This is a genomic window from Calidifontibacter indicus (assembly GCF_003386865.1).
Lineage (GTDB): Bacteria > Actinomycetota > Actinomycetes > Actinomycetales > Dermatophilaceae > Yimella > Yimella indica.
In genome coordinates, this window is the sequence record NZ_QTUA01000001.1 from 564,318 (window position 1) to 578,527 (window position 14,210).

Sequence of the window (14,210 nt, forward strand, 5' to 3'; positions counted from 1 at the left end):
AAAGATTGCTGCTGCTATGACGACAGCAGTCTTTCACTGAAGCGGTCGATAGGTTGGTGCGGTGCCCGAAGGACATGTCACCCACCGCATCGCCGGCATCCTGAACGACCGGTTCGCCGGTCACCCGGTGCGCTCCACCTCGCCCCAGGGCCGCTTCGACGGCGCGGCCGAGCTCGATGGACGCGTCTTCGAACGGGCCGAGGCCTTCGGCAAGCACATGTTCGTCGGGTTCGAGCACGTGCCGGAGCAGGTGAACATCCATCTCGGGCTGCTCGGCAAGTTCTTCTTCGCGGCTGAGGTCGATCCGCCCGAGACGGGGGCCATTCGGTGGCGGCTCTCCACCGACCACGAACCCTTCACGATGGACCTGCGCGGCCCGAACGTCTGCCAACTGCGCTCTCCCGCAGAGGTTTCCAAGATCACGGACGCGCTCGGTCCTGACCCGCTGCGCATCGACGCCGACCCGGAGAAGGCGTGGTCGCGCATCCACCGCTCGGCTTCACCGATCGCGGTCTTGTGCATGGACCAGAAGATCTTCGCCGGCGTCGGCAACATCTACCGGGCCGAGGCGCTCTATCGGCATCGCATCGACCCGTTCATGAGCGGGAAGTTCCTGCGGCGCAGCGAGTTCGAGGCGATCTGGGACGACTTCGTCACGCTGATGCCGCTCGGCGTGCGCGACGGACGGATCGACACCGTCTACCCCGAGCACACCCCGGAGGCGATGGGCCGGCCACCGCGCGTCGACAAGCACGGCGGCGAGGTCTACGTCTACCGACGCGAGGGCCAACCCTGCCTGGTCTGCGGAACTCCTTTGTCGCGCAAGGAGATCGGCGCGCGCAACCTGTTCTGGTGTCGCACCTGTCAGCCGCGCTCGCGGCGGCGAACGGTGCGGCCCTGAGAGTGCTCCGACGGGCCGACGGCAGCACGCCGTGCGCGCCGGCCCGGCGTCCGACATCACGTGCGGGCCGACGCCCACACCGCACCTCCGACTACTTGATCACTGCGTCGATGGTCTTCTTCAGTGCGCTGGGCTGCTCAGGACGGCGGGGAGCACGCTTCTTCGCTTCGGCGAGTTCGGCGCCGATGTCCTGCAGTTGGGTGCGCGACAGCCCCGCACGCACCTTGGGGAACCAGTCGTCTTCCTCTTCTTGCATGTGATGGGTGACGTTTTCGATGAGCACCGTCGTCTTCGCCTCGAATCGCTCGTCCTTGGGCGTCATCGGCGCCAATTCGACCACGAGCAGGTCGGCAACATGGTGTTCCTCGTACGACTCGAGCACGTCGTCCTCCAGTTCGGGTAGCAACTCCCGGACGCGTGGGTACATGACCTCGTTCTCTACGTAGGTGTGCACCGTGAGCAACTCGATGATCTGGTCCACCAGCTTGCCCTTGCGGGCCGGCGTGGTGCTCGCCTTCTGGAACTCCCGGAAGCACGCCCGGATCTCCTTGTGATCTTCCTTGAGCATGACGATGGCGTCGCGAGACATGAGCACTCCTCCAGAGCAGATCCCTTTGCTGTCGTCGCCAGCGTAGGCGAGACCGGCCGCGTACGGATGAACTTGCGATGAAGCAGACCCGGTTCACCCCCTTGGGGGTGAATTCGCCGCGATCCGGCCTTTTCGTGGCGCTCTGCGGCTTCCGCGGTCGCCCTGCGTCCTACCGTCGAAGTAGTCCGGTCGCGCCGGGAGGGACGAATCGCCAGGCAGCGGAGGTTGTCCGGGGACGCCCTCGTAGGGGGGCCGCACTACACCGAATCTCACGATAGGACGAGACATGTCTGATCAGGATCTGCCGAGCGCGGGCGCGCGCGGCGACAACTACGTGCAGGCAGGGGCCGGCGTGTCCGAGCCGGCTCCCACAAAGGAGGTGGCCTCCCAGGAGGCCAAGTCCGTGGCGCAGGACACGAAGTCGTCAGCGTCCGACGTCGCCGGCACCGCGCAGGAGCAGGTCGGCGATGTCGTGAACGAGGCCACCCAGCAGTTGAAGACGCTGTTCGACCAGCTCAAGAACGAGCTCGGCGGCCATGGCTCCGACCAGCAGAAGCGGCTCGCGACCGGCCTGAGTTCGCTCGCCGACGAGCTGGACGGGATGGCCCGCGGTGGCGAGCAGTCCGGGATCGCATCGGACCTTGCTCGTCAGGCGTCCACCCGCACCCGCGACGCCGCGACCTGGATGGAGAACCGTGAGCCGGGTGAGGTGGTCGAGGAGGTCAAGCGGTTCGCCCGCCGGCGTCCCGGTGCCTTCCTGGCCGCGGCCGCTGTCGTCGGCCTGGTCGCCGGACGCGTGACGCGCGGCATCGCCGACGAGGCTCGGGACGACGGGAACGCCGGCACCGGGCAGGAGGCGGATGTCCAGCTCCAGCAGCCCAGCGGTTACGCGTCCCCGGCGGGTCATTACGGAATCGGCGAGCAGTACGCAAAGCACGTGACCACAGACCAGCCGTACGACGGCAGCGGTCCGGGCTACGGATCGGAGCCGGGCGTCGCCGGACAGGGTGTCGAACCCACCCCGGGCTTCGGGCACCAGTCGCCTCGCCCGCCGCAGGAACTGCGCTGATGTCGACCGCAGCGAACGAGAACTCCGCGTCCGCAGTGCCGGACGGCGCGCCACGGGCGACGGGCCCGCTCGACTCCAACCGGCAGTACGAGCACGTGACCGACGCCATCCCACCGGCCGAGCCGCTGCCCGCGGCGCACGGCACCTACGAGAAGGGCGAGCCCTCCTCCATCGGGTCGATCATCGGTGAGATCACCGAGGACCTGTCCACGCTGATGCGGCAGGAAGTCGCACTCGCCAAGGCGGAGGTGCAGGAGTCCGCGAGCAAGGCCGGCAAGGGTGCAGGCATGCTTGCCGGGGCCGGCGCGGCGGTGCATTACGCACTCTTCTTCCTCTCGATCGCCCTCTGGTGGGCGCTCGGTGACCTGCTCGACAACCTCGGCTGGTCAGCAGTCGTCGTCGCTCTGATCTGGGGCGTCATCGCCGCAGTCCTCGCTGTCATGGGCAAGGGACAGCTCAAGAACGTCAAAGGAATTCCGCGCACCGTCGACTCCGCCAAGCGGGTTCCGGTCGCGCTCCAAGGAAATGAGGAATACAACCGATGAGCAACAAAGATCCGGAGCAGCTGCGTCAAGAGATCGAACACACGCGCTCCAACCTCAGTCAGAACGTCAACGCGCTCGGCGAGGCCGTGACGCCGGGCAACATCGCTCGTCGCCAGGTCGACAAGGTGACCGGCACCGCGGCGGGGCTGAAGGACAAGGTCATCGGGTCCGCCCAGGACTTCCGGGACGAACACACCGGTGACGGTCCCGGGATCGGCGATCGCGCGTCGGACGTCGGTGCGCAGGTCGGGCAGTTGCCCCAGCAGGCCAGGCGCCAGGCGCAGGGGAATCCTCTGGCCGCAGGTCTGATCGCGCTCGGCGTCGGCTGGCTGGTGGGTTCGTTGATGCCGGCCTCGCAGAAGGAACAGGACCTCGCGCAGCAGGCCACGCAGAGCGCGCAGCCGTTGGTCGCGCAGGCGCAGTCGATGGCTCAAGAGACTGCTCAGAATCTCAAGGAGCCGGCCCAGGACGCTGTTCAGAGCGTCAAGGACACCGCCCAGGAGGCCGCTCAGACCGTCAAGTCCGAAGCCCAACAGGCCGCGACCGACGTCAAGGACAGTGCCCAGGACTCCGCGGACAACGTCCGGCAGCACCAGCAGCGCGACGACACGTCGTTGACCTGAGCCTGGCGCGCCGTACGTCGGCCACTCCACACTGCTCCCCGGGCGCAGCCCGGGGAGCAGTGTCGTCACCTGACAGAGTGACGGGACTACCCGTGCCGGCTCTGCCCGAGGTACCTACGCGCCTCGATCGGTGTTCCGGATACCAGACGCTCTGTCCGCGATCCGGGACGCGCCACTATCCTGGCCGGCATGCCCGCTACCTCGGTGACCCGTGCAGACGTCGACGCCGCACGCGCACGAATCGACGAGGTGGCGGTGCGCACACCGCTGCAGTACTGCGAGCGCTGGTCGCTCGCGCTCGGCGCGACCGTGCTCCTGAAGCGCGAAGACCAGCAGCCGGTGCGCTCCTACAAGATTCGCGGCGCACTCAACCTGATCAGCCGGCTCTCGGCCGAGCAGCGGGCCGCCGGTGTCGTCGCCGCCAGCGCCGGCAACCACGCGCAAGGGGTCGCGCTCGCCTGCGCCGACCTCGGCGTGCACGCCCGCATCTACCTGCCGACCAACACCCCGCGGCAGAAGCGCGACCGGGTGGCCTCGCTCGGCAAGCAGTTCGTCGAACTCGTCGTCACCGGCGAGACCTACGACGACGCCGCCGCGGCCGCCAAGGCCGACGCCGCGCGCACCGGAGCCACCCTCGTGCCCGCCTTCGACAACGCCCAGGTGATCGCCGGCCAGGGCACCGTCATGGCCGAGATCATCGACGAACTCAAAAGCGCCCCGGACGTCGTCATCGTGCCGGTCGGCGGTGGCGGCCTGCTCGCCGGCACCGTTGCGGCATTGGCCGATTCGCCCACCCGAGTGATCGGCGCCGAACCCACCGGCGCCGCCAGCCTCACCGCCGCCCTGGACGCCGGCGCACCGGTGACGCTCGAGGTGATCGACGCGTTCGCCGACGGCACCGCCGTCCGCCGAATCGGTGACGTGACCTTCCCGATCATTCAGGCCGCGGCGCCCCAGGTGGTCACCGTCGACGAGGGCGCCATCTGCGTCGAGATGCTGTCGCTCTACCAGGTGGAGGGCGTCATCGCCGAGCCGTCCGGGGCGCTCGCCTCCGCCGCTCTCGCGAACGTGACGATCGAACCCGGACAGACCGTCGTGTGCGTGGTGTCGGGCGGCAACAACGACGTGTCGCGCTACGCCGACGTCGTCGAACGCGCCCTGGTCTACGAAGGCCGCAAGCACTACTTCATGGTGGAGTTCTCGCAGGAGCCAGGCGCGCTGCGCCGCTTCCTCAACGAGATCCTCGGCCCCGACGACGACATCGCGCTGTTCGAGTACGTCAAGAAGAACAACCGCGAGTTCGGGCCGGCGCTCGTCGCCATCGAACTCGGGTCAGCCGACGACTACGAACCGCTGCTGAAACGCATCGAGGCATCGCCGCTGCACATCGAGCACCTGCCGCCGGACAGCCCGCTGTTCGGGTTCGTGCTGTGACGGTACTTTCAGGGCTGGTCGCACCCCGGGAATAGCCATAGGGTGCAAGGATCCGCACCTTCGGTCCACATGGTGCGGCCAACTCGCGAGGTGGTGATGGGCACATGATTCGCGGACGATGCTCTTCAGGGTGTTTACCGCACTATTGGTGTTTCTCGGGTTCGTTTTGACTGGTTCGGAGGGTGCAACCGCGCAAGTTCCACCCCGATTCCCCACGACCCTCAGCGGCGCGTCCAGGGCGATTCCGGGATCGATCTGCGCGACCTGCGAAGGGGGCGGAGGCTGGACCTGGGATGATTGCCTCAATTACCCGGCTGCGCCCAACTCGGCGATTGTCGCGACTTTCAGCGGGGGATACACGCTGAACTGTGGGGCGGTTCGTCACATTGCAGCCTCCGGGCACGCCCCATCCAAGAACATGATCCCCTGCATAAGTCGGACTCTCAGTAAGGGACGACTGGGGTCGGCGTCGGACCCCCAATATCGTGCGATTACTTGGCTCTCTGTGACGACGGCATTGTCAAGCTACGTCGTGTTCAATGCGGCGAACAAGACAATTGTTACGGCATACACGGCACCGGACAGGCTCTGGACAGTATGTGTCAGCTCCTGATTCGGCTGGAACCGGTTGACGTCGGGCTGGGGAACCTCAGGGTGGCGACGAATTCCCAAACGTATTCGGGAAGGTTCTCGTACCTCAGCGACTTTCCTGGCAGCTTGGCCCGGCAACTCGTCCCGTTCGCGTCAGGACAAAGCCATGTCGCAGTAGCCACGATGCTTCGGGAGCCGGAAGGATCCATTATTTCCTTCATCAACCGGTCGGGTGCAGCAAAGATTAGGATTGAGAATTCCGAACCCCACGTTGCCGCGGTTGAATTTTCCGCTCCGTTAGACGCTTTGGTCCGTGCCGTCGTTGACGCGTACGACAATATTGACCAAGTTCAGTACGCATCATGGTGGCCGAATCACGTGTTCCCGACCGAGGCCCTAGCCGAACTGAAACTCAGCCTCTAGTCCGCATAACCCTGCTTTCCCAGCGTCGGGGTGCGGTCGCAGCCGCCCGCGTAGCGACTTGCGACCATGACGGAAGGACGACGTTCACTCGTAGTAGTACTGCGACGCCCCGGGGAAGATCCAACTCAATCCGTCGCGCAACCGGTCGCGCCAGTCCTCCCAGGAGTGCCCGTCGCGCGCCTCGACGTAGCGCACGTCCATGCCGGTCTGTTCGAACACCGGCACCATCGACCGGTTCGACACGATGAGCGGCTCGTAGATGCCGCACGACATGAACATCCGGTCGACCACCCGCTGCGGCTTGGCCCGGTAGCGGTTCATGAAGCGCACGACAGGGTCGAACGCGGGTCCGCCGCCGTGGTCGCCGATGTCGGTGAACACGAACGAACCCGACTGCAGCAGAAGCGAACCGAAGAAGTCGGGGTAGCGGTACGCCGTCGAGAGGCTGGCGACGCCGCCGAACGACGCGCCCATCAGGCAGCGTCCGGCGGGGGTGCCGAGCAGCGGGAGCTCGGCCTCGAGCCGGGGGATCAGCTCCGAGTGCAGGAAGCGGGCGTGCTGCGCGCTGTTGGCGTACTCGCGGGTGCGGTCGCCTGGGTTGGTGAAGGCGACGATCGTCTCGGCCATGTCACGCCGGTGGATGAGGTTGTCGAGCACGTTTTTCATCGCGGCGAAGTTGAGGAAGTCGTCGCCGTCGTGCACCACCAGCAGCGGGTAACGGCGGGTCGACCGGTAACGCGCGGGCAGGTAGACGCGGCAATGCGATTCGCGCCGCAACGCTCCGCTCGGGTGGCGCATCTCCAACAGTTCGCCCGGCCGCGCCTCCGGGTCGTACTTCGCCCACTCCGGCTCGGTGTAGCCGTACGCCTGACACACCGACGACGAACCCACCGGGCTGTGCGCCAGCTTCGGGTTGAGCGGGTCGTTGAACCGCTCGTAGTGCTCGCCGCGCCGCACCTCGATCTGGTACTCGACGCGTGAACCCGCCGGCAGCTCCATGATCGTGAACCACAGCGTGGTGCCCTGGATGCGTTTCATCGGCACCCGGTCGGGTTGCCCGACGATGCGGTGACACACCCACACCTCGTCGACAGCATCGTGCGCGCTGCCACGGAACAGGAAGGTGCACTTGGGTCCCTCGACGATCGGCACCTGGTTGCGCTGCAGGAACCGGTCGATGCGCGCCTCGTCGAGCGGACGGCGCTCACGCAGTCGGTTGATCGCCAGCTTGGCCACGCTCGCCCCCTTCCGAAACGGCACGCACGCCCACGGCGTCCGCCAACGGACCCATGGTGCCCACGAAGTCGACCACCGGTGCATCGGGGGGCAGCGACCCGTCGTCGCCGATCTCGACGCGGGCGCCGGGGTCGAGCGGCACGCAGAGGGACGGCGCGAACCGGCGGGCGAGCAGGCCCATGTTCTGCTTGTCGCCGGTGCGCAGCCGTTGCCGGGCGGCCGGGAAGAGCGCGAGGTCGGGCAACACCCCGAGCCCTTGGTCGAACACCTCGGCGCACCCCGGCCCACGCACCGCGTGCTCGTCGAAAAGCACCACCTGCGAGGTGAGCGCCATGGCGCCGGCCGACCACGCGATGATCGGCAACCGGCCCAGCCCGGTCGCGGTCACGTTGAACAGGTGCAACGCGTCCAACAGCTCCACCACGTGACCACCGGCCAACACCACCGCGGACGCGTCAGCCATCAGCGCGGCGACCTCCTGCCGGTGCTGCACGATCGCCGGCCGCTCGTGCGGCGGGTACTCGGCGTAGAACCGTCCCTGGATCTCGCGCACCCGCGCGATGTGCTGTCGGTCGATGCCGCGGAACACCCCGATCGCGTCCTGCACGGCCAGCTCCCGCATGCCCGCCGACCCGGTGGTGCGGTGGCGCAACTCCTCCAGGAACTTCACCGTGTGCGACAGCCCGAGTTGATACAGCCCCTGCAACTCCAGCAACTGTGCCCGGCGGGCGTGGTGTGCCAGCGCGTACTCCGGGTCGACCTCGAACACGTGCTGCATGCGGTGCCACAGGTGCAGGTTGCGCGAGCGCTCCCGCAGGTGCCGGTCGAGGTCGGCGTCGTCCTTCTCCCGCTCCTGCCACCCGGCGGTGATCGTGACGAACGGCCCGGGCAGCCCGAGCGCGGTGACGATCTTGTCCAGCGACGGACGGCGCTGGGGCCCGAGCAGGACGATGCTCACGAGCGCCGCCGGCAGGGTCGGTGGCGAGGGTGGTTAGGAAGCACGGACCTGGACGGTACGCCCGATGTCGTCGAGGACGTCGCGCAGGGTGTCGAAATCCCTGTGCCGCAGGCGCATCCACGCGTTCGCCATGTAGCCGGCTTCGATCGGCTGGGTGCCCTGACCGACCGGCAGGTGCTGGTCGATGAGCAGCGACCCGTAGCGGCGATACACGTCGTCGAGCCCGTCGATGTGGGTGATCACGCCGTCGCGGTCGGGGCGCAGCGCGATGATGCCGGCCGCGTACTGCCGACTCGGCACGTGCCACACCTGGTGGTGAACGATCGCGTCGGCCCACGCCCGGAAGATGTCCATGTCGTTGCCGGCGGCGTAGAGATCCCAGCAGCCGACACCCGGCGGGCGAGCGCCGATCTCGCTGAACCGCAGGCCTTTCGGGCTGACGAAGTACTCCATGTGGGTCGCCGAGGTCTCGATGCCGAGCGCGTGGTTGACCCGCTCGCCGAGGTCGCGCAGCTCGGCGTACAGCCCGCCCTCGCCGATGCGGTTGGTGGAGATGTACTGCGGGCTGATCCACCGCGTGCGCATCGCCTCGAGCACGCCCGGGTAGTAGTGGCAGGCGAAGTCGAGCTTGATGTCGCCGTCGACGCTGATCGTGTCGTAGAAACCCTCGTGCCCCTCGATGAACTCCTCCACCGCCACTGACGCGGTGCCCCCGAGCGTGTCGAGGACGGCGTTCAGTTCGGTGTCGTTGCTGATCTTGTGGGTGCCCGCGGCGCCGGCGCCGTCGCGCGGCTTGATGATGATCGGGTAGCCGTTGGCCGCCACGAACTCGCGGATCTCCTCCACGGTCGACGCCCCGGTCGAGGCCGCGGTGGGCACTCCGGCCCGGCGCAACGCGTCCTTCATCGCCGGCTTGTCGCGGCACAGGTAGGTGGTGTGGACGCTGGTGCCCGGGATGCCGTGGCGCTCGCGGACGGTAGCGGCCGGCAGGGTGTGCGACTCGATGGTGGCTTCGAGCGCGTCGATCCACGCGAGGCTCTGGAAGTGGGAGACCGCGGCCGACAGTTGGTCGACGTCGGTGACCGACCCCACCTGGTAGTAGTGGTCGATCCAGCTCTGGAGTTCCTCGTCCAGCCATTCCCACGGGGTCTCGCCGACCGCGAAGACGGTGGCCCCGACGGCCTTGAGCGCGCGCGGGAACTCGCGCTGGTTGCGCGGGAAGTTCGGTTCCACGAAGACGACGTTCATAGTGGCGAGCCTAGGGGCTGCGACGCCGGGCCGACCACCGATGAGAGCCGACGAACTCGCGTCAGGCGCGAGTTACTCGCGGGTTCGGCGCGATACCGCCGAGTAAGTCGCGTCCGGCGCGACTTGGTGCGGGTGGAGCCGCGGGGACGACGTGCGGAGGACCCGCGAAACCCGCCCTGCCGCTGGTGGCACCTGGGTGACCGCAGCGGCAGGCTCATGCTGCGGAACGCGTCGGACCCCCAGCACCGAGCCTGCGAGGGTGCGTCTGCCGCTGGTCGCACCTGGGTGACCAGAGCGGCAGGCTCACGCTGCGGAACGCGTCGGACCCCCAGCACCGAGCTTGCGAGGGTGCTGGGGGTCCGAACCGCGAGGGAGCAGCAAGAAAATACTGCTCAGTGGCGGGAGACGCCGTCCGTCTCGGACGCGATCGGGTTCGCCTTCGCCGGGTCGGCAGCAGCCGCCTGCGACGCACGAGCCGCGGCCTGCGCCTGGCGGGCCTGCTCCTTCTTCTGCTTCGAGCTGTAGACCAGGTAGCCACCGGCGGCGATGCCGGCGAGGCCCAGCACGATCAGCACCTTGCCCTTCTTCTTGCGCTTCTTCGCGGCGGCGGGCACGACCTTGTCGACGACGTCCTGTGCCTGCGGCGGGAGCGCGAGGTAGGCGTTGGTGCCGGCCTCACCGGCGCGCTGGCCGGCCTGCTGTGCGGCGGCGGTGGCACCGGCGATCGCGGTCTGGATGCGCGGCAGCCACTCCTCGGAGAACAGCGAGTGGGCCTGGTCGCGGGTCAGCCCGGCGAACTCCTGCACCTTCTCGGCGGCGTCGGAGTTGGCGGCGCTCGCGGCGGCGCCGGCTGCGGCGGCCTTGGCGGCGTCGAGCTTCGGGGCGGCCTGCTTGCGGGCCTGCTTGGCGGCCTTCTTCGCCGACTTGCGGGCGTCCTTGCGGGTGTCCTTCAGCGTTGCGGCAGCGGCGCCGAGCTTCGGCGCGGCGGCTTCCTTGGCGGCCTCGACCTTGGGCGCGGCGGCTTCCTTGGCAGCTTCGACCTTGGGCGCGGCAGCCTCCTTCACGGCCTCGAGCTTCGGCGCGGCGGCTTCCTTGGCGGCCTCGACCTTGGGGGCCACGACTTCCTTGGCGGCCTCGAGCTTCGGCGCGGCTGCGGCAGCGGCGTCGTTCGCCTTGTCGAGCGCTGCAGACAGCGCGATGGACGCGGCGGACTTGAAGTCCTGCACGCCGTCCTTGGCCTTGTCGGTCGCCTTCTCGGCGGGCGAGGGGTTGATCCTCAACACTTGAACGTCTCCTTTTCCCGCGAGGGACGGGGCCCTCGGACTGCTGTCCACCCTAACGATCGGGACGTCCCGGTTGGTGGCCGATCCGGGGTGAATCACCCCACTGGGCGGGGAGAGCGAGGTCGGCTCGGGTGCGCCCCGGGGTGGGCACGGGGTGCGCCCCGGGGTGGGCACGGCGTCGGCGGTGGAACATAGACTCTGGGACATGAACGCAACGCTGCACACCAACCACGGCGACATCAACGTCACCCTCTTCGAGAACGACGCACCGAACACGGTGAAGAACTTCGTCGGCCTGGCGCAGGGCACCCTCGACTACAAGGACGACGCAGGCCGCACCAACCCGCAGCCCTTCTTCGACGGACTCACCTTCCACCGCATCATCCCCGGCTTCATGATCCAGGGCGGCTGCCCGCTCGGCGAAGGCATCGGTGGCCCCGGGTACACCTTCGACGACGAGATCTCGCCCGACCGCAACTTCAACTCCCCGTACATCCTCGCGATGGCCAACGCGGGCAAGCGGATGGGCAAGGGCACCAACGGTTCCCAGTTCTTCATCACCGTCGCCCCGACCACCTGGCTGCAGGGCAAGCACACGATCTTCGGTGAGGTCTCCGACCAGGAGAGCCGCGACGTCGTCGACCAGATCGCCGGCGTCCGCACCGGTGCGCAGGACAAGCCGGTCGAGCCGGTCGTCATCGAGAAGGTCACCGTTTCCTGACGATGTCCTTGTCCGGCAACACACCTGAGCCCACCTGCCCCCGTCACCCGGGGCAGGTGGCTTATGTGCGTTGTCAGCGCTGCGATCGTCCGACCTGCCCGGCCTGTCAACGGCCGGCGCCGGTCGGCATCCAGTGTGTCGACTGCGTGAAGCAGGAGGCCAAGGCCAACCCCCGCGCGGTCGTCGTCCGACCGGGTCAGGAGCGGCCGGTCGTCAGCTTCGGAATCATCGGTGTCTGCACCGTGATGTGGTTGCTGCAGCTGATGGACAGCTCGGTCACCGACCGCTTCTTCTTCGCTCCCGCGCTCGGTGAGTCCGAGCCGTGGCGCTTCCTGACCGCGGCGTTCCTGCACGACCCGGGTTCGCCGATGCACCTGCTGTTCAACATGTACGCGCTGTGGCTCACCGGCCAATACCTCGAGCCGGTGCTCGGACGCGTCCGTTTCCTCGCGCTCTACCTGGTGTCGGCGCTCGGTGGTTCGGTGGGCTACGAACTGCTCGCCGCCTACCCCTCCGTCGGATCCGGCTGGCTCCAAGGCACCGTCGGCGCGTCCGGCGCGGTGTTCGGACTCTTCCTCGCCGTGGTCGTGCTCAACCTCAAACTCAAGCGCGACATCACCTCGATGCTCGTGGTCATCGCGATCAACGCCGTGCTGTCGCTGGTCATCGCCGGCATCGCCTGGCAGGCCCACCTCGGCGGTGCCGTCACCGGCGCCGCGTGCGCGGCCGTGCTGCTGCACAACGACAAGCGGGTGCAATGGGGCGGCCTCAGCGCCATCGCCCTGCTGCTCGTCGTGGTCGGCTGGGCCACCCTGGGTGCCGGCCCGCAAATCGGTCACGCCTTCGTATAAGTCTCGCGGCTCCTTCGGCGATCACCCGCCGGTTCCTTCGTCGCCCAGAGGGTGAGCCGTCCCGCCGCGCTGAGCCTTGCGCTGTCGTCGGGTGAGAGCCACCTCCGGCGCTATCGACGCTGGACCGCCAACTCCAGCACGCGGGTTTTCCACAACATTTGCACCTTCTGGGGATAACCCTGCCGTTTTCCACAGGGGTTTCCACAGCTGGGGAAAACCACACTGTTGTAACTTCGAACGTCTGTTGCACGCGAGCGCGTGCACGCCCTCCCTACAACACAGCAAACGCTGCACCTATCGGCACACGCTGCGGGTGCAGCAGCAGCGGCGTGTGGCGGTAGGTGCAGCGTTTGCGGGTGGGGGTTTGGGGGCGCGGTGTTGGCGCGCGGTGCTGAAAAGTGGGTGGCTACTTCCAGCGGGTCGTCATGATGAACCCGATCATGATCAGGGCGAAGCCGACGGCCATGTTCCACTGGTTGAGGCTGGGCACGGGGTACTGCTTGCTGCCCGACAGGTAGTAGACGACCAGCCAGATCAGGCCGAGCACCATGAACCCGAGCATCGTCGGCACCCACCAGCCGGGGTTCTTGCCGCCGTCGAGCTTCACCGGCTGCGGAGTGGTGCGCCGACGCAGGGTCTCGCGCTCCTTCTCGCGGCGGGCCTCTTCCTTCTCGGCCTCGCGCTCCGCCTTGGTCTTCTTCGCCACCCCGAGGGTGTCGCTGGTCTCGGCGGTCTCGGCCGGGTCGATCAGGGACTCGTCGACGGCGTCGCTGACCGCGTCCTTCGGCTCGTCGGACGGCTTGCTGGACTTGCTCACATCTTCTCCCGGTCGGTACGGCGGTTAGGCTAGAGCCTAAGTCACCCCCGATCGAAGGCCCACCGATGACCCGCCGCAAACCATGGACGCTTGTGGTCACCGCGGTGACCGTCAGCGCGGGTCTGCTGTTCGGCATCAGCGCCTCGACCAGCCGGGGCAGCGATCTGCGACCGGGGCAGCGTGACCTGTCCCAGGTGGTGTTGGCAGCCAACCAGCGCGTCGCCGGGCAGGCCGCCACCGCGAAGAAACTGCAGGGCGAGGTCGATGCCCTCAGCAAGCAACAGGGCGGCGGCACCACAGTGGCCGGCATCGCCGCGCAGGCCGACAAGCTCGCGCCGCAGGCCGGCTTCACCGCGGTCACCGGCGACACCGTCACGGTCACCCTCGACGACTCCAAGCGCGACCCGTCCACCTTGCCCGAGGGCGGCAACCTCAACTGGATGGTCGTGCACCAGCAGGACGTCCAGTCGGTCGTCAACGCCCTGTGGCGCGGCGGCGCGAAGGCGATGATGCTGATGGACCAGCGGGTGATCAGCACCTCCGCCGTCCGGTGCGTCGGCAACACGCTCATCCTCAAGGGCCGCGTCTACTCCCCGCCCTTCAAGATCACCGCGATGGGCGACATCGCCACGCTGAAGAAGGCGCTGCAGGACGACCCCGATGTCGCCAACTACCGCGACTACGTCGACCTCGTCGGGCTCGGCTACGACGTGAAGACCGCCACCAAGCAGACCTTCCCGGCGTTCGAGGGCACGACCGACCTGAAGTACGCCAAGGCCGGCTGACCCCTCAGCCACGGCACACCCTGCAGACGCTGCACCTGCCTGCACACGCTGCAGTTGCAGCAGCAGCGTGTGCAGGCAGGCGCAGCGTTTGCGACGTGGGGTGGTGCTGGACGGTCGTGCTGGGACGGCGAGGGGG

Annotated in this window: 14 protein-coding genes; 8 read left to right on the top strand and 6 right to left on the bottom strand. The window is 67.8% G+C overall.

Going from position 1 to position 14,210, the window contains the following annotated elements; genetic code table 11:
* The first annotated feature begins 61 nt into the window (after nt 1–61).
* Nucleotides 62–901, top strand: coding sequence for an Fpg/Nei family DNA glycosylase (locus tag DFJ65_RS02675; protein ID WP_115921685.1), 840 nt, complete (start codon nt 62–64; stop codon nt 899–901).
* Nucleotides 902–992: 91 nt separating this feature from the next.
* Here the strand turns inward: DFJ65_RS02675 and DFJ65_RS02680 are convergent, their stop codons facing one another.
* Nucleotides 993–1,490, bottom strand: a complete 498-nt coding sequence (locus DFJ65_RS02680; protein WP_115921686.1) for a hemerythrin domain-containing protein — start codon at nt 1,488–1,490, stop codon at nt 993–995.
* A 286-nt stretch (nt 1,491–1,776) separates the two neighbouring features.
* Here DFJ65_RS02680 and DFJ65_RS02685 point away from each other — a divergent pair, with 286 nt between their 5' ends.
* The 4 genes from DFJ65_RS02685 to ilvA all read left to right on the top strand — a co-directional run bounded on the left by DFJ65_RS02685 (nt 1,777) and on the right by ilvA (nt 5,161).
* A complete protein-coding gene (locus tag DFJ65_RS02685) occupies nt 1,777–2,559 on the top strand; it encodes a hypothetical protein (RefSeq protein ID WP_115921687.1) in 783 nt (260 codons plus the stop codon).
* Nucleotides 2,559–3,104 (top strand): phage holin family protein, encoded by a 546-nt coding sequence (locus tag DFJ65_RS02690; RefSeq protein ID WP_115921688.1) that lies wholly within the window; start codon nt 2,559–2,561, stop codon nt 3,102–3,104. Before DFJ65_RS02685 ends, DFJ65_RS02690 begins: the two co-directional genes overlap by 1 nt.
* The gene (locus DFJ65_RS02695; protein WP_115921689.1) at nt 3,101–3,727 is read left to right on the top strand and encodes a DUF3618 domain-containing protein; all 627 of its coding nucleotides are present in this window, start codon (nt 3,101–3,103) and stop codon (nt 3,725–3,727) included. Before DFJ65_RS02690 ends, DFJ65_RS02695 begins: the two co-directional genes overlap by 4 nt.
* Before the next feature lie 189 nt (nt 3,728–3,916).
* Complete coding sequence (gene ilvA, locus DFJ65_RS02700; RefSeq protein WP_115921690.1) at nt 3,917–5,161, top strand: threonine ammonia-lyase IlvA; 1,245 nt, start codon at nt 3,917–3,919, stop codon at nt 5,159–5,161.
* Nucleotides 5,162–6,259: 1,098 nt separating this feature from the next.
* Here ilvA and DFJ65_RS02705 read toward each other — a convergent pair.
* From DFJ65_RS02705 to DFJ65_RS02720, 4 genes are all read right to left on the bottom strand, one after another.
* Nucleotides 6,260–7,411, bottom strand: a complete 1,152-nt coding sequence (locus DFJ65_RS02705; protein ID WP_245949939.1) for an alpha/beta hydrolase — start codon at nt 7,409–7,411, stop codon at nt 6,260–6,262.
* Nucleotides 7,380–8,369 (bottom strand): type 1 glutamine amidotransferase family protein, encoded by a 990-nt coding sequence (locus DFJ65_RS02710; RefSeq protein WP_115921692.1) that lies wholly within the window; start codon nt 8,367–8,369, stop codon nt 7,380–7,382. The genes DFJ65_RS02705 and DFJ65_RS02710 overlap by 32 nt, the downstream gene beginning before the upstream one ends.
* Nucleotides 8,370–8,402: 33 nt before the next feature.
* Nucleotides 8,403–9,617: an ATP-grasp domain-containing protein gene (locus DFJ65_RS02715; protein ID WP_115921693.1), complete on the bottom strand. Its 1,215-nt coding sequence runs from the start codon at nt 9,615–9,617 to the stop codon at nt 8,403–8,405.
* 392 nt (nt 9,618–10,009) lie between these two features.
* Nucleotides 10,010–10,900, bottom strand: a complete 891-nt coding sequence (locus DFJ65_RS02720) for a hypothetical protein (RefSeq protein WP_115921694.1) — start codon at nt 10,898–10,900, stop codon at nt 10,010–10,012.
* 205 nt (nt 10,901–11,105) lie between these two features.
* Between DFJ65_RS02720 and DFJ65_RS02725 the strand changes: the two genes are divergently transcribed.
* Nucleotides 11,106–11,621, top strand: coding sequence for a peptidylprolyl isomerase (locus DFJ65_RS02725; protein ID WP_115921695.1), 516 nt, complete (start codon nt 11,106–11,108; stop codon nt 11,619–11,621).
* Between the two features lie 146 nt (nt 11,622–11,767).
* Nucleotides 11,768–12,472 carry a rhomboid family intramembrane serine protease gene (locus DFJ65_RS02730; protein WP_245949941.1) on the top strand — a complete coding sequence of 235 codons (705 nt, stop codon included), beginning with the start codon at nt 11,768–11,770 and terminating at the stop codon, nt 12,470–12,472.
* 406 nt (nt 12,473–12,878) lie between these two features.
* Here DFJ65_RS02730 and DFJ65_RS02735 read toward each other — a convergent pair whose 3' ends face one another.
* Entirely contained in the window at nt 12,879–13,289 is a 411-nt protein-coding gene (locus tag DFJ65_RS02735) for a cell division protein CrgA (protein WP_245949943.1), read from the bottom strand.
* A 65-nt stretch (nt 13,290–13,354) separates the two neighbouring features.
* Between DFJ65_RS02735 and DFJ65_RS02740 the strand changes: the two genes are divergently transcribed.
* Nucleotides 13,355–14,074, top strand: a complete 720-nt coding sequence (locus tag DFJ65_RS02740) for a DUF881 domain-containing protein (RefSeq protein ID WP_115921697.1) — start codon at nt 13,355–13,357, stop codon at nt 14,072–14,074.
* Nucleotides 14,075–14,210: the final 136 nt, after the last annotated feature.

Bases quoted from the DNA above. Each gene is read 5' to 3' on its own strand.
- DFJ65_RS02715 (WP_115921693.1), bottom strand. From the start codon at position 9,617: ATGAACGTCGTCTTCGTGGAACCGAACTTCCCGCGCAACCAGCGCGAG.
- ilvA (WP_115921690.1), top strand. From the start codon at position 3,917: ATGCCCGCTACCTCGGTGACCCGTGCAGACGTCGACGCCGCACGCGCA.
- DFJ65_RS02690 (WP_115921688.1), top strand. From the start codon at position 2,559: ATGTCGACCGCAGCGAACGAGAACTCCGCGTCCGCAGTGCCGGACGGC.
- DFJ65_RS02680 (WP_115921686.1), bottom strand. From the start codon at position 1,490: ATGTCTCGCGACGCCATCGTCATGCTCAAGGAAGATCACAAGGAGATC.
- DFJ65_RS02725 (WP_115921695.1), top strand. From the start codon at position 11,106: ATGAACGCAACGCTGCACACCAACCACGGCGACATCAACGTCACCCTC.
- DFJ65_RS02685 (WP_115921687.1), top strand. From the start codon at position 1,777: ATGTCTGATCAGGATCTGCCGAGCGCGGGCGCGCGCGGCGACAACTAC.
- DFJ65_RS02740 (WP_115921697.1), top strand. From the start codon at position 13,355: ATGACCCGCCGCAAACCATGGACGCTTGTGGTCACCGCGGTGACCGTC.
- DFJ65_RS02695 (WP_115921689.1), top strand. From the start codon at position 3,101: ATGAGCAACAAAGATCCGGAGCAGCTGCGTCAAGAGATCGAACACACG.